This window comes from Streptomyces sp. NBC_00247, assembly GCF_036188265.1.
Classification (GTDB): domain Bacteria; phylum Actinomycetota; class Actinomycetes; order Streptomycetales; family Streptomycetaceae; genus Streptomyces.
The window spans coordinates 363,978-384,254 of the sequence record NZ_CP108093.1; the positions used below are offsets into that span (position 1 = coordinate 363,978).

Annotated in this window: 14 protein-coding genes; 6 read left to right on the plus strand and 8 right to left on the minus strand. The window is 73.0% G+C overall.

Features of this window, described 5'->3' with window-relative positions:
* Positions 1 to 43: 43 nt before the first annotated feature.
* From OHT52_RS01330 to OHT52_RS01345, 4 genes are all read right to left on the minus strand, one after another.
* Entirely contained in the window at positions 44 to 2,215 is a 2,172-nt protein-coding gene (locus tag OHT52_RS01330; protein WP_328718227.1) for a 3-hydroxyacyl-CoA dehydrogenase NAD-binding domain-containing protein, read from the minus strand.
* 48 nt (positions 2,216 to 2,263) lie between these two features.
* The gene (locus tag OHT52_RS01335) at positions 2,264 to 3,478 is read right to left on the minus strand and encodes an acetyl-CoA C-acetyltransferase (protein WP_328718228.1); all 1,215 of its coding nucleotides are present in this window, start codon (positions 3,476 to 3,478) and stop codon (positions 2,264 to 2,266) included.
* Between the two features lie 82 nt (positions 3,479 to 3,560).
* Positions 3,561 to 4,703: an acyl-CoA dehydrogenase family protein gene (locus OHT52_RS01340; RefSeq protein WP_328718229.1), complete on the minus strand. Its 1,143-nt coding sequence runs from the start codon at positions 4,701 to 4,703 to the stop codon at positions 3,561 to 3,563.
* A gap of 85 nt (positions 4,704 to 4,788) precedes the next feature.
* Entirely contained in the window at positions 4,789 to 5,931 is a 1,143-nt protein-coding gene (locus OHT52_RS01345) for a CaiB/BaiF CoA transferase family protein (RefSeq protein ID WP_328718230.1), read from the minus strand.
* A gap of 252 nt (positions 5,932 to 6,183) precedes the next feature.
* Between OHT52_RS01345 and OHT52_RS01350 the strand changes: the two genes are divergently transcribed.
* Positions 6,184 to 7,365 (plus strand): saccharopine dehydrogenase family protein, encoded by a 1,182-nt coding sequence (locus OHT52_RS01350; protein WP_328718231.1) that lies wholly within the window; start codon positions 6,184 to 6,186, stop codon positions 7,363 to 7,365.
* Positions 7,366 to 7,493: 128 nt separating this feature from the next.
* Here OHT52_RS01350 and OHT52_RS01355 read toward each other — a convergent pair whose 3' ends face one another.
* Positions 7,494 to 8,171 (minus strand): endonuclease V, encoded by a 678-nt coding sequence (locus OHT52_RS01355; protein WP_328718232.1) that lies wholly within the window; start codon positions 8,169 to 8,171, stop codon positions 7,494 to 7,496.
* 163 nt (positions 8,172 to 8,334) lie between these two features.
* On the opposite strand from OHT52_RS01355, the gene OHT52_RS01360 reads away from it, so the two are divergent.
* The 3 genes from OHT52_RS01360 to OHT52_RS01370 all read left to right on the plus strand — a co-directional run bounded on the left by OHT52_RS01360 (position 8,335) and on the right by OHT52_RS01370 (position 12,085).
* Entirely contained in the window at positions 8,335 to 10,038 is a 1,704-nt protein-coding gene (locus OHT52_RS01360; protein WP_328718233.1) for a RecQ family ATP-dependent DNA helicase, read from the plus strand.
* A gap of 462 nt (positions 10,039 to 10,500) precedes the next feature.
* A complete protein-coding gene (locus OHT52_RS01365; protein WP_328718234.1) occupies positions 10,501 to 10,917 on the plus strand; it encodes an SsgA family sporulation/cell division regulator in 417 nt (138 codons plus the stop codon).
* Between the two features lie 196 nt (positions 10,918 to 11,113).
* Positions 11,114 to 12,085, plus strand: a complete 972-nt coding sequence (locus OHT52_RS01370; protein ID WP_328718235.1) for an acyl-ACP desaturase — start codon at positions 11,114 to 11,116, stop codon at positions 12,083 to 12,085.
* 43 nt (positions 12,086 to 12,128) lie between these two features.
* On the opposite strand, the gene OHT52_RS01375 is transcribed toward OHT52_RS01370, so the two are convergent.
* On the minus strand, positions 12,129 to 15,527 hold the full coding sequence (locus OHT52_RS01375; RefSeq protein WP_328718236.1) for a hypothetical protein: 3,399 nt from the start codon (positions 15,525 to 15,527) through the stop codon (positions 12,129 to 12,131).
* A gap of 378 nt (positions 15,528 to 15,905) precedes the next feature.
* Here OHT52_RS01375 and OHT52_RS01380 point away from each other — a divergent pair, with 378 nt between their 5' ends.
* Entirely contained in the window at positions 15,906 to 16,598 is a 693-nt protein-coding gene (locus tag OHT52_RS01380) for a chitosanase (protein WP_443046757.1), read from the plus strand.
* A gap of 75 nt (positions 16,599 to 16,673) precedes the next feature.
* On the opposite strand, the gene OHT52_RS01385 is transcribed toward OHT52_RS01380, so the two are convergent.
* Together OHT52_RS01385 and OHT52_RS01390 are read right to left on the minus strand one after the other, a co-directional pair.
* On the minus strand, positions 16,674 to 16,928 hold the full coding sequence (locus OHT52_RS01385; RefSeq protein ID WP_328718239.1) for a WhiB family transcriptional regulator: 255 nt from the start codon (positions 16,926 to 16,928) through the stop codon (positions 16,674 to 16,676).
* An 83-nt stretch (positions 16,929 to 17,011) separates the two neighbouring features.
* A complete protein-coding gene (locus OHT52_RS01390; protein WP_328718240.1) occupies positions 17,012 to 17,803 on the minus strand; it encodes a VOC family protein in 792 nt (263 codons plus the stop codon).
* Between the two features lie 278 nt (positions 17,804 to 18,081).
* Between OHT52_RS01390 and OHT52_RS01395 the strand changes: the two genes are divergently transcribed.
* The gene (locus OHT52_RS01395) at positions 18,082 to 20,271 is read left to right on the plus strand and encodes a DEAD/DEAH box helicase (RefSeq protein ID WP_328718242.1); all 2,190 of its coding nucleotides are present in this window, start codon (positions 18,082 to 18,084) and stop codon (positions 20,269 to 20,271) included.
* Positions 20,272 to 20,277: the final 6 nt, after the last annotated feature.

The window sequence follows — 20,277 nt, forward strand, 5'->3', positions numbered from 1 at the left end:
GGAGGTGGCCGGCCGCGGGGCGGACCACCTCCCGGGATTCGGCTCAGTCGTGGAAGGTCTCGCCCCGCTCCGCCATCTCCACCAGCCGGGCGGGCGGCAGGAAGCGGTCTCCGTACCGTTCGGCGAGTTCGCGGGCGCGGGCCACGAAACCGGGCAGGCCGCCCTCGTACCCGTTGACGTAACCGAGGACGCCGCCGGTCCACGGGGGGAAGCCGATGCCCATGATGGAGCCGATGTTGGCGTCGGCGACCGAGACGAGGACGTTCTCCTCCAGGCAGCGGACGCTGTCCAGGGCCTCGGAGAAGAGCATCCGCTCCTTCATGTCCTCGAACGGGATCGTGTGGCCGGCCTTGCCGAAGTGCTCGCGCAGCCCCGGCCAGAGCGCGCCGCGCCGGCCGGACTCGTCGTACTCGTAGAACCCGGCGCCCCCGCTGCGTCCAGGCCGTTCGAACTCCTCGACCATCCGGTCCACCACCGCGTCGGAAGGGTGCGGGGCCCAGGTTCCGCCGGACTCCTCGATCGCGCGCCGGGTCTCGTTGCGGATCCTGCGGGGCAGGGTGAGGGTCAGCTCGTCCATCAGGGAGAGGACCTTCGCCGGGTAGCCGGCCTGGGCGGCGGCCTGTTCGACGGAGGCGGGCTCGATGCCCTCGCCGACCATCGCGACGCCCTCGTTGATGAAGTGGCCGATGACGCGCGAGGTGAAGAAGCCGCGCGAGTCGTTGACCACGATCGGGGTCTTCTTGATCTGGCGGACCAGGTCGAAGGCGCGGGCCAGCGCCTCGTCGCCGGTGGCCGCGCCCTTGATGATCTCGACCAGCGGCATCTTGTCGACCGGCGAGAAGAAGTGCAGCCCGACGAAGTCGGCGGTGCGGGTGACGCCTTCGGCGAGGACGGTGATGGGCAGCGTGGAGGTGTTGGAGCAGAGCAGCGCGTCGGGGGCGACGATGTCCTGGATCTCCTGGAAGACCTTGTGCTTGAGGGCGGTGTCCTCGAAGACGGCCTCGATGACGGCGTCGCATCCGGCGAGGTCGGCGGGGTCGCCGGTCGGGGTGATCCGGGCGAGCAGTTCGTCGCGGGCGGCCTCGGTCGTGCGTCCTCGGGAGAGCGCCTTGGCCAGCAGCTTCTCGCTGTGGGCCTTGCCCTTCGCGGCGGCCTCGGTGGTGACGTCCTTGAGGACGACCTCGATTCCGGCCCGGGCGCAGGAGTAGGCGATGCCGGCGCCCATCATGCCGGCGCCGAGCACGGCGACCTTGCGGACCGTGCGGCCCGGGACGCCTTCGGGTCGGCTGGCGCCGGAGTTGACGGCCTGGAGGTCGAAGAAGAACGCCTGGATCATGTTCTTGGCGACCTGCCCGGTGACCAGCTCGGTGAAGTACCGGGCCTCGATGGTCTGCGCGGTCTCGAAGTCGACCTGCGAGCCCTCGACGGCCGCCGCCAGGATGTTGCGGGGCGCGGGCATCGGGGCCCCGGCGATCTGCTTCTTGAGGTTGGCGGGGAAGGCCGGGAGGTTGGCGGCGAACCTGGGGTTGGACGGAGTGCCGCCGGGAATCCGGTACCCCTTCACGTCCCAGGGCTGCTGGGACTCGGGGTGCGCGTCGATGAAGGCGCGGGCCTTCTCCAGCATCTCCTCGCGGGTGGCGGCCACTTCGTGGACGAGGCCGTTCTCCAGGGCGCGGGCCGGGGTGTACCGGGTGCCCTGGAGCAGCACCTTGAGCAGCGCGTCGGCGATGCCCATCAGGCGTACGGTACGGGTCACACCGCCGCCCGCCGGGAGCAGGCCGAGGGTGACCTCGGGGAGACCGATGCGGGAGCCCGGGGCGTCCAGGGCGATCCGGTGGTGGCAGGCGAGCGCGATCTCGTAACCGCCGCCGAGCGCCGTGCCGTTGATGGCGGCGACCACCGGGATGCCGAGGGTCTCGATGCGGCGCAGGGCCCGCTTGATGCCCATCCCGGTGTCGAAGACGGCTTGGGCGTCCTCGGGCCGGGCCTTGATCATCTCCTTGAGGTCTCCCCCGGCGAAGAAGGTCTTCTTCGCGGAGGTGACGATGATGCCGCGGATGTTCTCCTTCTCGGCCTCGGCGCGGTCGGCGACGGCCGCGACGGACCGGGTGAAGGCCTGGTTCATCGTGTTGGCGGACTGGTCGGGGTCGTCGAGGACGAGGGTGACGACGCCGGTCCCGTCCTCTTCCCAGCGGATGGTCGTGCTCTCGGTCATGGGGTGTCTTCTCCGTAGGCAGGCGGGCGTGGCGGGGGACGGGGCCGGTCAGACGCGTTCGACGACGGTGGCGACGCCCATGCCGCCGCCCACGCAGAGGGTGACGAGTCCGTACCGCAGGTCGCGCCGTTCCAGTTCGTCGACGATGGTGCCGAGGATCATCGCGCCGGTGGCGCCGAGCGGGTGACCGAGCGCGATGGCTCCGCCGTTGACGTTGACCTTGTCCAGGCCGATGCCCATGTCCCGGACGAAGCGCAGCACCACTCCGGCGAACGCTTCGTTGATCTCGACGAGGTCGATGTCGTCGATGGTCAGTCCGGCCTTGGCGAGCGCCTTGCGGGAGGCGGGGGCGGGTCCGGTGAGCATGATGGTGGGCTCGGAGCCGGAGACGGCGGCGGAGACGATCCGGGCGCGCGGGGTGAGGCCGTAGCGCTCCCCGACCTCCTTCGAGCCGACCGCCACGAGCGCGGCGCCGTCCACGATCCCGGAGGAGTTTCCCGCGTGGTGGACGTGGTCGATCTTCTCGACCCAGTGGTACTTCTGCAGGGCCACCGCGTCGAAGCCGCCCAGTTCGCCGATGGTGGCGAAGGAGGGCTTGAGGGCGGCGAGCGAGTCGGCGGTGGTGCCGGGGCGCAGGTGCTCGTCGTGGTCGAGGACGACGAGTCCGTTGCGGTCCTTGACGGGGACCACGGAACGGCCGAAGCGGCCTTCCTTCCACGCCTCGGCGGCGCGTTCCTGGGAGAGGGCGGCGTACTCGTCGACGTCACGGCGGGAGAAGCCCTCGACGGTGGCGATGAGGTCGGCGCCGATGCCCTGCGGGGCGAAGCCGGTCTCGAAGCTGGTCATCGGGTCCATCGCCCAGGCGCCGCCGTCGGAGCCCATGGGTACGCGGGACATGGACTCGACGCCGCCGGCGAGGACGAGGTCCTCCCAGCCCGAACGGACCTTCGCGGCCGCGAGGTTGACGGCTTCGAGGCCGGAAGCACAGAAGCGGTTCTCCTGGACCCCGGCGACGGAGTCCGGGAGTCCCGCCGCGATGGCCGCGATGCGGGCGATGTCGGAGCCCTGGTCGCCGAGCGGGCTGACGACGCCGAGGACGATGTCGTCGATGGCCGCCGGGTCGAGTCCGGGGAAGCGGGCGCGGATCTCGTGGATGAGGCCGACGACCAGGTCGATCGGCTTGGTGCCGTGCAGGGCACCGTTGGCCTTGCCGCGACCGCGCGGGGTGCGGATCGCGTCGTAGACGAACGCTTCGGTACTCAAGACAACAGCCTTTCGGGGGGCGGGATTTCGATATGTCCGGGTGCGTGCGGACGTCCGGGGATCAGGACGGCGGGGAACGGGCTCAGGACAGCAGGGAGCGGCCGATGATCTCCTTCATGATCTCGGTCGTGCCGCCGTAGATCGTCTGGATGCGTCCGTCGGTGAAGGCCCTGGCCACCGGGAACTCCGCCATGTAGCCGTATCCGCCGTGCAGTTGGAGACAGCGGTCGGCCACCCGCTTCTGGAGTTCGGTCGCCCACCACTTGGCCATCGAGGCGTGCACCGCGTCGAGCGTCCCCTCCGCGTGCTCGACGACGCACCGGTCGAGGAAGGTGCGGGTGACGGCGCACTCGGTGGCCATCTCGGCGATCTCGAAGCGGACGTGCTGGAGCTTCGCGAGCGGCCGGCCGAACGCCTCGCGCTCCTTGACGTACCGGGTGGTGATCTCCAGCAGGTGTTCGGCGGCGGCGATCCCGGCGACCGCGATGCCCATGCGCTCCTGGGCCAGGTTGGTCATCAAGTGGAGGAATCCGCCGTCGCGTTCACCGAGGAGGTTTTCCTTGGGGACGCGGACGTCGTGGAAGAAGAGCTCGGCGGTGTCCTGGGACTTCTGGCCGATCTTCTCCAGGTTGCGGCCTCGCTCGAAGCCCGCCGCGCCGCGTTCGACCACCAGCAGCGAGAGCCCCTTGGCGCCGCCCTCCGGCGACGTGCGGGCGACGACGACCACCAGGTCGGCCAGGATGCCGTTGGAGATGAAGGTCTTGGACCCGTTGAGCAGCCAGTGGTCGCCCCGGTCCTCGGCGGTCGTGCGGATGCCCTGAAGGTCGGAGCCGGCCCCCGGTTCGGTCATGGCGATCGCGGTGATGATCTCGCCCGAGCAGAAGCCCGGCAGCCAGCGCCGCTTCTGCTCCGGGGTGGAGAGCCCGGTCAGGTAGGGCCCGACTATGTCGTTGTGCAGGCCGAGGGCGAGCCCGCTGACGCCCGCCCGGGTGAACTCCTCGGCCAGTACGGCGCTGTAGCGGAAGTCGTCGTTGCCGCCCCCGCCGAACTCCTCGGGGACCGCGAGGCCGAGCAGCCCCTGCCGCCCCGCCGCGCGCCATGCCTCGCGCGAGACGATGCCGTCCCGCTCCCACTGTTCGTAGTGCGGCAGGACCTCCTTGGCGAGGAAGGTGCGGACGGTCTCACGGAACGCGTCGTGCTCGGCGGCGAAGATCTGCCGTTTCACCGGGCCTCCTGGGGTGGCTTCGGATCGGTGCGGACCGGCCGGTCCGGCACGGTGCCGGTGGCCGTGGTGCGCGGGGCGTCCTGCGTCACGACGCCTCCTTCGGCGGCTCGCCGAGCAGTTCAGGTACGTCCCAGTCGGCCGCCACCGACTCGGTGCCGGTGCCGGGCAGGGCGGGGGCGCTCCGTACGGCGGTGGGGGTGGCGGAGAAGCGCGGGGCAGGGGCGGGCTGGGTGATCCCGGCGTGCTCCACGAAGGTGGCGCGGGCGGCGAGATGCGGGTGCCCCGGGGCCTCGCGCAGGGAGAGGACCGGGGCGACGCAGGCGTCGGTGCCCTCGAACACCTCGGTCCACTCGGCCCGGGTACGGGTACGGAACCGGGCCGCCACCGCGGTGCGCAGTTCCTCCCACCGGGCGAGGTCCGCGCGGTCCGGTACCGCGTCGGCGATACCGAGGAGCGCCACGAACTCGTCGTAGAACCGCTGTTCCAGCGGCCCGACCGCCATCGCCTCGCCGTCCGAGGTCGCGTACGTGCCGTAGAAGGGGCAGCCTCCGTCGAGGAGGTTGGAGCCGCGCCGGTCCTGCCAGGCGCCGGCCGCCAGCATGCCGTGGATCATCGTGGCGAGGTGGGCGGCGCCGTCGACGATCGCCGCGTCCACGACCTGCCCGCTCCCGCCGGGGGTACGGGCGTGCTGGAGGGCGGCCAGCACGCCGACGACGAGGTAGAGCGAGCCGCCCGCGTAGTCGCCGAGCAGGTTGGCCGGGACGGCCGGGGGCTCGCCGGGACGGCCGATCATGGAGAGGGTGCCGGTGGGCGCGAGGTAGGCGACGTCGTGCCCGGCGCGCTGGGCGAGCGGGCCGTCCTGGCCCCAGCCGGTCATCCGCCCGTAGACGAGCCGGGGGTTGCGGCCGAGGCAGGCGTCGGGGCCCACCCCGAGCCGTTCGGCGACCCCGGGGCGGTACCCCTCGATCAGGATGTCGGCGCGTTCGACGAGAGCGAGGACGGCCGAGGCGCCCGCTTCCGTCTTGAGGTCGAGCAGGACGGAGCGCTTGTTGCGGTTGGTCAGGTCGCGGGCCGGGTCGATGCCGAGCACCGCGCCACCGGGCCGGTCGACCCGGACCACGTCCGCGCCGAGGTCGGCCAGCGTCATCGCGGCGAACGGGCCGGGGCCGATGCCCGCCAGTTCGACCACCCGCACTCCCGAGAGAGGGCCGTTCCCCGTCGCAGCCATCAAGCCCCCAGCGGTGTGACACAACCGATGTAACATCGACGATGCTAAGAACGACCGTCGCTCCGCACAAGCCTTTCGGCAGAGCGACCGCTTAGTTTCTGCGCTTCCCATGGTGCACCGTCACGCGCCGTTCCGCGCCGAATGCCACGCGTCACCCGGCGGTGCCCGCGCGACCGGAGTGGTTCACGGGCCCGGGTCGCGGGTCTACTCTCGGCGGCCACCCACTTGGAGCCGGCCCCGTCGGAGGCACGTATGAAAAGGCATCACGGATCGGAACGCCCCTACGACGTCGTCCTGTACGGCGCCACCGGATTCGTCGGCACCCTGACCGCCGCGTATCTCGCGGCGCACGCCCCCGAAGGCCTGCGCTGGGCGCTGGCCGGGCGGAGCCGGGAGAGGCTGGAACGGCTGCGCGGGGAACTCGCCGGGACGGGTCCGGAACCGGCGGTTCTCGTCGCCGATGCCGGGGACCCCTCAGCACTCCGTGGACTCGCCCTGTCCGCGAAGGTGGTGGCCACCACGGTCGGCCCGTTCCTCATCCACGGAAACGAGCTCGTCGCGGCCTGCGCGCGGGCGGGTACGGACTACGCCGACCTCACCGGCGAGGCCGAGTTCATCGACCGGACCTGGCTCGGCCACGACGCGACCGCCCGGGAGTCCGGGGCGCGCCTGGTGCACGCCTGCGGGTTCGACTCCGTACCCCACGACCTCGGCGCCTACTTCACCGTCCGGCAGCTGCCGGCGGGCGTACCGCTCACGGTCGACGCCTTCGTCCGTACCCACGCCGGGTTCTCCGGGGGGACGTTCGCCTCGGCGGTGCACGCGATGGGCCGGGGACCGCAGATGCTGGCAGCCGCCCGTGAGCGCCGGGCACGCGAGCCCCGGCTCACCGGCCGTCGCGTGCGAACCCCGCTCGGGGCGCCGCACTTCAGCGGGGAGACCGGGACCTGGGCCCTGCCGCTGCCGACCGTGGACCCGCAGATCGTGGGCCGTTCGGCGCGGACACTGGAGTGCTACGGCCCCGACTTCCGCTACCGGCACTTCGCCTCCGTGAAGCGTCTACCGGTCGCGCTGGGCGGCACGACGGGCCTGATGGGCCTGGTCGTGGCATCCCAACTCCCGCCCGTTCGCGCGTGGCTGACGTCTCGTTACCGTCCGGGAGAGGGACCCGGTGAGGAGCGCCGGAAGCGGAGCCGGTTCACCGTCCGGTTCGTCGGCGAGGGCGGCGGCCGTCGGGTCTTCACCGAGGTCTCGGGCGGTGACCCGGGGTACGACGAGACGGCGCGGATGCTCGGCGAGGCCGCCCTCTGCCTCGCCCTGGACGACCTGCCGGAGACCGCGGGCCAGGTGACCACGGCGGTGGCCATGGGAGATGCCCTGCTGGAGCGGCTGAGGGCCTCGGGCTTGGACTTCCGGGTCGCGGCCCGGCGCTGACGGGCCGGAAAAGCGGACGGGCCGGAAAAGCGGACGGGCCGGAAAAGCGGACGGGCCGGAAAGGCGGTCCGACCCGAAAAGCGGACGGGCCCCGGGAGGAAGGGAGCCGGAAGCGGAGGGCTTCCCCGTCAGCCGGCCGCTTCCCGCAACGCGCGGCGGCAGAGCGCGTCGGCCCTGCGGGTGGTCTCGGGCTGCCGGAACTCCCGGGTCAGCGCCAGGGTGTGGGCGCAGGCGGTGTCCAGTGTGGTGCGGTGCCCCACGGAGACGAAGACCGCTTTGACACCGCTCCGGGTGCGCAGGGCCCGGCCGACCTCCTCCGTACCGTCCAGCAGGGGTGAGGAGTCGCCGCGTTTCGGACCGGGCTGTTCGTGGGCGAAGGTGAACGGGTTCTTGGCGACGCCGATGACGGGCAGTCCGGTCAACACCCCGAGATGGCTGGCGAGTCCGAACCGGCGAGGGTGCGCCAGCCCGTATCCGTCGCAGACGACGAGGCCGGGGTCGGCGCTCAGCGACTCCAGTGCGGCCAGCACCGTGGGAATCTCCCGGAAGGCCAGCAGCCCGGGGACGTACGGGAAGGTGACGCGGCCCACGGCGGTGGCCTCGGCGACCACGTCGAGGGTGGCGGCGTCCAGCACCACGGCCGCCGCCACGACCAGGTCCCGCTCGTCGTCGTAGGCGACGTCCACCCCGGTGGCGTGGCCGGTTCCGGGCACCGGTCCGGAGTCCTCGGCCACCACCCGGTCGCGCAGGCGGTCCTGGAGGGCACGCGCCTCGGTGGCGTCGGCGGGCACGGCGAACGTCGTCATGGCCGCCGAGTCTAAGGGCTGTCCCGGGTGGCGGATCGGCGCCGGCCGACGGCCGACTCGTCGGGGCGGCCTCACACTGCCTGCCGCGCGTCGGGCGGGGTACGAGGAGGCCACGGAGAACCCCGGCTCGCGGGTTCTGCCCGGCTCGACGTCGAGGAGTGTCATGGTGGCCGCTGATTCGTGTCGTCTTCAGGACGTCGCGCGGGACGTGTTCGGCTGGGAGCGGTTGCGACCGGAGCAGCTGATGGCGATGGAAGCGGTGATGGAGCGGCGCGACACCCTGGTGGTGATGCCCACGGGCGCCGGGAAGTCGGCCGTCTACCAGGTTCCGGGGGTGCTGCTTCCGGGCCCGACCGTCGTGGTGTCGCCGCTGGTCGCGCTCCAGCGCGACCAGGTCCAGGGGCTGCTGCGCCGCACGGGGACGGACGCGGCGGCGGTGAACTCGACGCAGTCCGGGGACGAGAACGCCGCGGTCTGGGACAGGATCAGCGCGGGGGACGTCGACTTCCTCTTCCTCGCCCCGGAGCAGCTGGCCAAGGACGAGGTGGTCGAGCAGCTCGCGGCCGCGAAGCCGGCGCTGTTCGTCGTGGACGAGGCGCAGTGCGTGTCCTCCTGGGGCCACGACTTCCGGCCCGAGTACCTGAGGCTCGGCCAGGTGCTCCGGCGGATCGGGCGGCCTCCGGTGCTCGCTCTGACGGCCAGCGCCGCCGCCCCCGTGCGGGCCGACATCGTCGCGCACTTGGGGATGCGGGACGTGCGGGAGGTCGTCACCGGCTTCGACCGCCCGAACATCCATCTGGAGGTCATTCCGTTCCGGGACGCGGCCGTCAAGGCGCGGGCCGTGGTCGAGCGCGCCGCGGCGGAACCCAAACCGGGGCTGGTGTACGCGGCGACGCGGCGCGAGGCCGAGGAGTACGCGAACGAGCTGAGCCTGCTGGGGCTGGACGTGGCGGCGTACCACGCGGGACTCCCCGCGCAGGAGCGCGGCGACGTGCACGACCGCTTCCTGGCGGGTTCGCTGGACGTGGTGGTGGCGACGTCCGCGTTCGGGATGGGTATCGACAAGCCGGACGTGCGCTTCGTGCTCCACGCGTCGGTCCCCGGGTCCCTGGACGCCTACTACCAGGAGATAGGCAGGGCCGGACGCGACGGCGAGCAGTCCCGGGCGATCCTCGCGTACCGGCCGCAGGACCTCGGCCTGCAGCGCTTCTTCTCGGCGGGCCGCCCCGATCCGGACACCGTCACCCAGGTGGCGCGCACGCTGGCGGAGCACGAGGGCCCCGTGCACCCCGGTGACCTGCGGGCCGAAACGCACCTGACGGCGAGCCGGCTGACGGCGGTCGTCAACCTCCTGGAACAGGTCGACGCGGTACACACCACCCGGCGGGGCGACGTGGAACCGGCCCCGGGCATGGACCCGGCCCACGCCGCGCAGCAGGCGGTCGAACTGGGCGACGCCCACCAGCAGCTCGAACGCTCCCGGGTGGACATGATGCGTGGCTACGCGGAGACCACCGGCTGCCGGCGCCGCTTCCTCCTCGGCTACTTCGGACAGGTCCAGGGCGAGTCCGAGGGGTGCGGCTCCTGCGACGTGTGCGAAGCGGCCGAGCTGTCCCGGGAAGGCGTGGCACCCGGTCCGGCGGTCCTGGCCGGTACCGGAGGGCGGATACCCGCCCCGCCCGAAGAGCCGGCTGCCGGGGGTGACCACCCCTTCCACCCCGGCACCCGGGTCCGGCACCCGCACTGGGGGGAGGGGTCGGTGATGAGCGAGGAGGACCGGACTTTGACCGTGCTCTTCGGGACGGTCGGCTACCGCAGCCTGTCGCTGGAGGTCGTGCGGAGACACGGATTGCTCGACGTGTGCTGATCGTTCGCGGCTTCCGAAGACCGTTCGGTTGCCGCGGCATGCGGCAGGCGCGACCGGCGACAGGTGGGGGCCGCCGCGGCTCCGGGCGCACCGGAACGGGGTCCCGGCGCGACGGGCACGGTTCGCGGCACCTCGGACGGCGGGACGGCCGGCGTCCTGCGGGGCTTTCCGCCCGAGGCGTACCGCGATGTCACGACTCTCCGCCGATGGGACGTTCGCGGGTCCTGTCCCCGTGGCGGGGAGACCGGGCGGCCGGTCGCGTCCGGAGCGCCCCGGCGCCGTCGTGCCTGGCCAACCGGGTCCCCCGGCCCGGGATGGGCAGGCGCTTCCCGGGCAGTTGATCAGCACCCGGGGAATCGGCGGTGACACACCTCACGCCCCGGGTCGGTGCACGGATCGCGGCGTTCCGTCGTCTACTCCAGTGCCGGAGTCCGTTCGTCCAGCCGTGCGAGGGAGCAGGTCTTGTCCAGCCTTATCGAGCAGCCCGTACAGGCCCGCATGGTCGCGGCCGTTCCGCGGATGGCGACGCTGGCCGCCACGCTGCGGTACGACCGCGAGAATCCGTACGCCGTCCGGATCGCGTTTCCCGCCCGGGCCACCCTGGAGGGGACCGAGGTCTCGTGGGAGTTCTCCCGGGACCTGCTGGCCCGGGGCGTGGACGAGCCCGCCGGGGTCGGGGACGTACGGGTGCGGCCTTTCGGCGAGGAGCGGACCGTGCTCGAGTTCCATGCGGCGGAGGGGGTCGCGATGGTGCACGTCCGCACCTCGGAGGTGCGCCGGTTCCTGGGGCGCGTACAGGAGTTGGTACCGACGGGCGACGAGTACCGGTATCTGGACCTCGACCGGGCCCTGGCCGAGCTCTTGGACGACAGCCGGTGAGCGGGGGCACGGACCGGCCCGCCCCGGCCCGCCCGGAGCCGTCCAGGCCCCCGCGTGGCCGGCCCGGAACCCGTCCGGAAGGCCCCGGAGTGCGGCTTTGACACCGGCCAGGCTTGGCGGGGGGCTTACCGGGCCTTAACCTACGGACACGTAACCTACGAAGCCGTAGGTAAATCTCCCGTCCCCAGGAGCCCCCGTGACGATCACCTCTCCCCACCTCGGCAGTTCGAAGGCGTGGACCGACGCCCAGCTGCTGTACGCGCTGGAAGAGGTGGTGGAGAAGGAGCTCAACCGCCATCTCAAGGTCGCCAAGGACTGGATGCCCCACGAGTACGTGCCGTTCTCCGACGGCCGGAACTTCCCGGGCGTCTTCGACGACGGCGAGGCGTGGGCCCCGGACCAGTCGAAGGTCACGGACATCGGCAAGATCGCCCTCGTGGTGAACCTGCTGACCGAGGACAACCTCCCCAGCTACCACCACGAGATCGCCTCGCTCTTCGGCCGCGACGGCGCCTGGGGCACCTGGGTGCACCGCTGGACGGCCGAGGAGGGCCGCCACGGCATCGTGATGCGTGACTACCTCCTGACCTCGCGCGCGGTGGACCCGGACAAGCTGGAGCAGTTCCGGATGGCGCACATGGCGGAGGGGTTCGAGTCCGACAACCGGCACTCGATGCTGCACTCCGTCGCGTACGTCGCCTTCCAGGAACTGGCCACCCGCGTCTCGCACCGCAACACGGGCCACCAGTCGGGCGACCCGGTATGCGACCGGATGCTCGCGCGCATCGCCACCGACGAGAACCTGCACATGGTGTTCTACCGGAACCTCCTGGGCGCCGCCTTCGAGCTCGCCCCGGACCTCACCATGCAGGCCGTCCGGGACGTGGTCGTCAACTTCCGGATGCCCGGACACGGCATGCCCGGCTTCGAGCGGGCAGCCGCACAGATGGCGATCGGCGAGATCTACAACATGCGCATCCACCACGACGACGTGATCCAGCCCGTGCTGCGCTACCTCAAGGTCCTGGACATCGACGGGCTCGGCCCGGAGGGTCTCCAGGCGCAGGAGGAGCTCGGCCTGTACATGGGCGGCCTGGACAGCGAGGCCTCGAAGTTCGACGAGAAGCTCGCGGCCCGCAAGGTCCGCATGGCGGCGCGCGGGCGCTGAGGCCCGCGTACCGTCCGCCGGTACGCCCCTCCCGCGCCGGGCCTCACTCCGGCGCGGTCCACTCCTCGTACGCGGCGTCCCGGACGTCCGCCGCCGCGTGCTGGCGCAGTATCCGCAGCTGGGTGCGCCAGGGGGCGGTCCACTCGGTGCGCCGGCCGCCTGCCACCGTGAGCGCGACGGCGAACAGCCCCTGCGCGGAGTCGCCGCCCCTCGCGCTGAGCCGGCCCGCCACCGTGAGGAGGACCTCCGGGTCCCCGCCTCCGTACCGGCGCGCGTATACGAGACGGCCGAGGAGGGTGCGGGCGGTCCTGGCGGCGAGTGCCGGCCGCCCGTCGTGCAGGGCGGCGAGCCGGACGAGGCCCGCGTGCAGCCGGTCCGCGTCGGTGTACGCGTCGATCGCCCGGACCAGCAGGGCGGCGGCCTGCGGGACGGTGTCGCGGTGTCCTGCGAGGCGGTCCGCCGCACCGACGAGCAGGGCGCGCTCCGCCTCGGTCGGCGGTGCGTGCTTCCCGGACAGCGCCCGCACCATGTGGACGAGGCGCTGGCGGCCCGGCCGGTCACGGTCGGCGCCCGCGTCGTCGGCCGTGTCGTCGGTGGCCAGCATGGTGAACGTACGGTTGAGGGCGTCGGCCGCCTCGGGGCTCGCCGCCGCCACGGCGGTGAGGGCGTCGGCCGCGGCCGTCCAGCCACCCCGGCGGTCGAGGTCGGTCACTGCGGCGAGCAACACCTCGCTCGCCCCGGGAGCCCAGGGCAGCCACTGGGCCAGCGCCCGGTGGGCGGCGGCGCTCTGCTCGGGATCCGCGGCGGTGCTCACCTCCTGGACCAGCCGGGCGAACCTGGCCCGGTGCCGTTCCGGCAACCCGGAGGGGGCGGTGCGCAGTACGGCCCCGCGCAGCACCGCCGTGTCGCTGCCCGCGGCGTCTGCCAGCACCTCCCAGATCCGTTCCGAGCCGAGCAGTCGGGGCGCGAAGGCGACGCAGGCGGCCCGTACGTCGGGGTGCTGGCCGGGTTCGGCGTAGGCACCGGCGACCGCCTCGGCGGCACGCTCCAGGGGCAGCCGGGCGGCGGCGAGCCGCACCATCTCCTTGCGGCTGGTGACCTTTCCGGTACCGGGCGCGGTCCGCGCGGCCAGCACTCCGGTCAGCCGGGACGGGCGGACGTACCGCGTCACCTCGCTCGCCGCGAAGGCGGCGACCCGTGCCCGGTCTCCGCCGGCGTGGGCGAGCAGCTCGTCCAGCGCGTCGGCGGGGCGGTCGGTCCGGGCGAGGGCGGCGAGAGCCGCTTCGGCCAGGACCACGTCCGGGGAGGCGGCCCTCACGCGCAGGGCGGCGGTACCCGCTCCCGGTACGGCGGCCAGCCGCGCGACGGCCGCGACCCGGGTCCACTGGGGCAGCAAGGCGTCGTCGGCCGTCCTCTCCAGTCCGCGCAGGGCGGCCTTCTGCTGGCGGGGCACCCAGCGCACGGTCTCGCGTCCGACCGGTACCGTGCGGTCGGCCTCGCGGGTGGCGAATCTGCCGGACGGCACCGGTCCGCCGAGCACGCCGTCCAGCAGATCGGTGCGCCGTGCGGCGACGGCCCGCCACACGGCCGGGATCACGACGGCGGAGCGGTCCCGGTCCAGAATCTCTTCGACGCGCGTGTCGCGGGGCCCGGGTCGTGCCAGGTACAGAGTGATCGCCGCGCGCGCGGTGGGGGCGTCACCGTAGAGGACGGCCTGGCGGAGGAAGTCCTGGAGTTCGGCCATGCCCTCGGCGCGGCGTCCGGCCGCCCGGGCGAGTGCGAGCACGAGGCCGTAGTCGGACTTCTCGGCGCCCGCCTCCAGCCAGGTGCGCAGCGCTTCGAACACCTGGTGTTCCTGGCCCTTGCGCAGGCTGCGGTCGAGTCGTCCGAGGTCGGCGCCGCCGGTGGAGCCGGAGAGCCGGACGAGGGTGCGCAGGGACCAGCTGACCAGGGTCCGGCTCCCGGTGGCGGCGTGTTCGCGCAGGACGGCCACGGCGAGGGAGCCGAGCGCGGAGCGGGTGGCGGAGGAGGAGTCGCGGGCCTCGACGGCGTCGGTGGCGATCCGGTCGAGGAGCGGCTCGGACGCGGCGGTGAAGAGGGCGGGCGGGGTGTCGAGCAGGGCGCGCAGCGCGGCGGTGCGCACGGGTTCCTGTTCGTTGCGCAGCCGCCCCATGTCGTCGAGTACCGCATGCACGGTGGCGGGTTCGCCGGAGCGTCCCGCGTTGCGGACCAGCAGGCGCCAGGCCGTCGCGCGGTCGTCGGCGGCCGGCCTGCGGACGGCGGTGAGCAGGCGTTCGCGCACCTCTTCGGCGGGCAGGTAGGACTCGGCGAGCAGAACCGTGTCCCAGGGTTCGCCGTGTTCGCGGGCCCAGGAGGCCATGCGCCGGGCCGTCGCGGCGACCCGTCGGCGGGGAAGTGCGTCGAGCACGGCGGAATCGACGGGGATACCGGCGGCCCCGGTGCCGTCCGGGTCGGTGACGGACGCGTGGAACGACTCCCGCCGGCCGGGGGGCAGGGCGCGCAGCAGCCGCGCGAGGGTGGCGGAGTCCTCGCCGAGGACCCTGCCGAGTGCGACCAGCCGCCCTTCCGGCGCGGTCCGGGCCAGCCGTTTCAGCAGGGTGGTGCTGAGGACGCCGTGGCGGGGGAACTCGGTGCGCCCCGGGCCGAGAAACAGGCCGGTGAAGCGTCCCGGGTCGGCGGTGACGAGCGGGCCGAGGCTGCTGTGGAGGGCGACGGGGAGGCGGGCGAGCGGGTATTTCTCCAGCAGGTCGAGGACGCGGTACGGCAGCCGGCCGGCCGCTGCAGCGACCGCTCGGTCGTGTCCGTGCCGCTGCCACCAGGGTGCGCGCAGGTCCTCGGGGAGCGCGGCGAGTTCGCGCTCCGCGTGGTCGAGGAGGGGGCCGGGGTGGCGCCGCCCGAGCGAGGACCAGCGGGCGAGGGCGTGGAAGAGTTCCGGCAGGAGCGCCGCCACGACCTCGGGTGAGCAGCCGGGCAGTATCCGGGCCGCCTCCGCGTCGCCCCAGGTACGGCGCAGGGAGACGACCAGCCGGTCGGCCAGCCCGGTCCGGCGCCCCGCGACGACCGCCCGGATCAGCTGGAGCCGTACGGCGGCCGGGGCGTCGGCCATCGCTTCCTCGAACACCGCGTCGGGCACGCCCAGCCCGTCCGCCACCCGCAGCGCCTGGCCCCGGACGAAGGGGTCCTCGTCGTCGATGCGCCGGGCCACCCACTCCCGGTCGCCGCCCATCGCCGCCGCGAGGACCGCGACGCCGCGTTCGTACGGGTCACCGTCCTCCAGTTCCTCCAGCACCGGCCGCAGGTCACCCGCATCCACCAGCCGCCGCACACGGTCCGCCAGTTCCCGCATGCGGGCGGGGTACGGAAGCGGGTCGAGGCTGTCGAGCAGGGCGCAGGCCAGTACCAGCGGCCGGTTGTCGGTCATGGGGGGATTCTGCCGTGCACCGACGAGGATCGGGCCACGGTTTTACCGAACGTGATCAGAGGGTGGTCGGGAGGGCGGGGGCGGACGCTCCGGGAGGATGACCCCACACATGCGCCCCGGTCGCCCCGGGTCAGGGGTGACCAGTGGGTTTCCTGTGAGCCGCCTACACTGTGCGGCGTGAAACCTGCGATACGTCTCGCCGTCATCGGCGTCCCGGTCATCATCGTCCTCTCCCTGGTCTTCGGGGGTTCCGGCGACGAACTTCCCTCCGACACCGGGCAGCCGTCGGCGAGCAACGAGAAGCAGTCGGCTGCGGACCTGCGCGCCGAGGAGGACGCGGAGATCGCGGAGCAGCCTCCGGGGCTCGCCGATCCGGCGATGAAGGAGATCGCGTCGGAGCTGGTCTCCAGTGCGAACAGCGCCACGCTCGACTGGCGAAGCCGGTACGGCGCGATCGAGGACACCGGGGACGGCCTGGGCTACACCGCCGGGATCGTCGGTTTCTGCTCGGGCACCAGCGACATGCTCGACCTCGTGGAGCGCTACACCGCCGGGCACCCGGACAACCCGCTGGCGTCCTTCCTGCCGGCACTGCGCAAGGTGAACGGCTCCGGGTCGCACGAGGGACTGGACCCCGGGTTCACCGACGCCTGGAAGCTGGCCTCCGAGGACCAGGCGTTCCGCGCGGCACAGGAGGAGACCCGCGACCGCCTCTACTTCGAGCCGGCCGTCCGGCAGGCGAAGCTCGACGGGCTGGGACCGCTCGGGCAGTACATCTACTACGACGCGATGGTGCTGCACGGACCCGACACCAGCGCGACGGGTTTCTACGGCATCAGGGAAGCGGCTCTGTCGGACGCCGACACGGTGGCCGAGGGCGGTGACGAGGAGGAGTACCTCGACATCTTCCTGGACGCGAGCAAGAAGGCGATCCTGGCGAAGCGCACCGGGCGCGACACCTCCCGGATCGACGGCATGCAGATGAGGTTCCTCGACGAGGGCAACTTCGAGCTGACCACCCCTCTGGAGTGGCGGGTGTACGGGAAGACCTTCCGCCTCCCGGCTGCCTGAGGATCTGATCCCGCACGAGAGTGCTCCCGCGAGTCCCGCCGCTGCCGTGGCTCCGCGGCTTCCCGTCGGCCCCGGTCAGGCGCTTTCGCGGCCGGAGCGGCGCAGCCGGTCGCGCTCGTTCTCCGAGAGTCCTCCCCAGACGCCGAAGCGCTCGTCGTTGGCGAGGGCGTATTCCAGACACGCGACCCGCCCCTCGCAGGCGAAGCAGAGCCGCTTCGCGTCGCGGGTCGAGCTGCCGGGCGCGGGAAAGAAGAACTCGGGACCGGTCTGGGCGCACAGGGCCGTGTCCTGCCAGGCGAGTGCGTCCTCGGTGGTGGTGTTCGTCAGCATGCGCCCAGCATGCCGTCCGTCAATAAACATCCGTTGAACGTCCACTTCTGGCCATGCCCGCCGTCGGAGCGGAACGTGGGCGTTCAGTCCATCGGGGCGGGCTTGATGACGGCGAAGGAGGCCCCGTACGGGTCGTCGACGTTGGCCATCACACCGACCTTCTCCACGTCCATCGGCCCCAGGGTGACGGTCCCGCCGAGGCGGACGGCGTCGCCCAGTACCGCGTCGACGTCGTCGACGTGGAAGTACGGCAGCCAGTGCGGTCCCGACCGGGCCTCGCTCGGCACCTCGTCCAGGCCGACCAGTCCGCCGAAGAACGCCTCGTCGCCCTTCGTACCGGCGGGCCGGACCATCGTGTAGGTGCCGCCGGGGAAGTCGGTGGCCTCGCTGTCCCACCCGAAGACGCTTCCGTAGAACGTCTTCGCCGCCGCCACGTCCGGGGTGTAGAGCTCGGACCAGATGAGCGTGCCCGGCACCTGGGTCGCGCCGAGTCCGGGGTTCTGCTTGGGCTGCCAGCTGCCGAAGTAGGCGCCCGCCGGGTCGGTGAAGCCGCCCATCCGGCCGTGCTCCAGCACGTCCATGGGCGCGAAGGGTACGTTTCCGCCGCCCGCCTCGACCGCGCGGGCGGTCGCGTCCACGTCGGGCGACTGGAAGTACACCGACCACGTCGGCTCGGCCTGCTCGTCGGTGACGGTCATCGCCCCCGCGACGGTGCGGCCGTCCAGCGTGTACATCCCGTAACCGCCGGTCTCGGGACCGCCGGGGACCAGGTCCCATCCGAAGAGGCCGCGGTAGAAGGCGGTCGCCCCGTCGAGGTCGGGGGTGCCCAGGTCGATCCAGTTGGGGGCGCCGGGGACGAAGGTCGGGTCGAGCATGGCGCTGCGCTCCTCCAGCAGGGCCCGTTGACGCCCCGCTTGTCTCGTCGGTACAGGTCGTGGACGTGCTCTCGCGCAGGGGAATTGCTGGCTTTTCGAGTCTGCCACCGGTGGCCGGGCGTCGCAGTCCGGCGGACGGCGGGCTCGACGTGGAACGCCGGGGCACGGTCCGGACGGGGCGGTGCCGTCCTCCCGTCACCCGGCCGTGGGACCATGGGGCCCCGTCGCGACCCAGGGGTCCGGTGCGACGGGCGGGGCGGTGGGACAGAGGGACGTACATGTCACAGGACGACGCGACGGGCACCGGGGCGGGCGGCAGGAGGGCGATCCGGCCTCTGCTCGCGGACGCGGACGTGCTGCTGGCGGCGGCCCGCGCGGTGCCCGCCGACCACGACCGGGCCCTGGAGTCCGTACGCTCCGTGCTCGATCCCCTCATCGGTTCCCTGGCCGGCCGGGAGCTGGACGCGATCCCGGTCGCGCGGCTCCGCGACGTGACGGAGGGACGGCTGCGCATCACCGCCTTCGAACAGGCGGGGCTGCGCACGGTCGGCGCGGTGCACGCGGCGAGCAGGTACGAACTCCGACGGCTGCCCGGGGTGGGTGCGCAGACCGCCGACCAGGCGATGGCCGCGGCCGAGCGGCTCGCGCACGCGGTCCGCGACACGGTCGCGGTCCGCCTCGACGCGGACGCGCCGGACCCCGCGACCACCGCACTGGTGGTGGCCCTGCACCGGCTGGTCGAGGCCGGCCCCGACGCGCGGCGGGCCCGCGAGGCGGCACTGCGCCTGATCGGGCGGCTGGAGGAGGCCCTGGCCGCGGCAGCGCCGGCCAGAGGGCGGCTGCGCCCCCTCTTCCTCGGCAGGGAAGCGCGCGGCCGGGTCGCGTCGGCGGTGGAGAGCGTACGCACGGTGCTGGCCGAGGCCGAGGAACAACACCTCCCACTCCTTTTCGGCCAGGTGTGTGTCGATCTGCTACGGGCCCCGGAGCCGGAGGTGGCGGCCTGGGTCGACTTCGAGCTGCGGCCGGCGGAGTACTACGGCCTGCTGGCCGAGTTGTCGGGAACGGGCCCGGACCGGGACGCCGCCGAGGGGTTCCTGCCGGCCACGATCGCGGACGGGGTACGCGGCCTGCGGCTGGACGGCACACGACTGCGGGTGTCGCTGCGCGGCTACCAGTCGTTCGGGGCCCGGTTCGCGCTCACCCAGAAGCGGGTGGTGCTCGGGGACGAGATGGGTCTGGGCAAGACGGTCCAGGCCATCGCGGCGCTCGCGCACCTGGCGGCGGGCGGCGAGCGCCACTTCCTCGTGGTGTGCCCGGCGAGCGTGCTCATCAACTGGACCCGGGAGATCCGCGCCCGCTCCACGCTGAGCGTGCTGCCCGTCCACGGCCCCGACCGGGAGGAGGCGTTCGCGGAGTGGCGGCACTCGGGCGGGGTCGCGCTCACCACGTTCGACGCGCTCCACGCCCTGCCGGACGCGGGGACGGCGGTGCGGCCGGCCATGCTCGTCGTCGACGAGGCGCACTACGTGAAGAACCCCGCCACCCGCAGGTCGCGGGCGGTCGCCGGGTGGGCGGACCGGGCCGGACACGTCCTCTTCCTCACGGGCACGCCGATGGAGAACCGGGTGGCGGAGTTCCGCAGTCTGATCCGGCTGCTCCGCCCCGAGCTCGCGCCCTCGGTCGACACCACGCACGGCGCCGCCGGTTCGCTCGCCTTCCGCCGCGCCGTCGCGCCCGCCTACCTCCGGCGCAACCAGGAGGACGTGCTGACCGAACTGCCCGCCCTGGTGCGGGCGGACGAGTGGGTGGAGTTCAGTGAGGCGGACCTCGGCGCCTACCGCGCGGCGGTGGACGCGGGCCACTTCATGCGGATGCGCCGGGCGGCGTACGCGGTGCCGGAGGCCTCGGCGAAGCTGGCGCGGCTGCGGGAGCTGGTCGCCGAGGCCGCGGGGAACGGGCACAAGGTGGTGGTGTTCTCGTACTTCCGCGAAGTACTGGCGACCGTACGCGAGGCCCTCGGCGACGGGGTGTTCGGGCCGTTGGCCGGAGATGTCGCGGCGGCCCGCCGTCAGGAGCTGGTGGACGCCTTCGGGGCGGCACGCGGCCATGCGGTGCTGCTGAGCCAGATCCAGGCGGGCGGCACCGGGCTGAACATGCAGGCCGCGTCCGTGGTCATCCTCTGCGAGCCGCAGATCAAGCCCACCCTGGAGCACCAGGCGGTGGCCCGGGCGTACCGGATGGGTCAGATACGCGCCGTCCAGGTGCACCGGCTGCTCACGGCGGACAGTGTCGACCAGCGGATGATGGCGCTGCTGGCCCGCAAGGACCGGGCGTTCGACGCGTACGCCCGGCGCAGCGACCTGGCCGAGGCCGTGCCCGAGGCCGTGGACGTGTCGGACGGGGCGCTGGCCCGGCTCATCGTGGAGGAGGAGCAGTCTCGCTTCGCGGCGGGGGCCGTCTCTGACTGAGCTCCG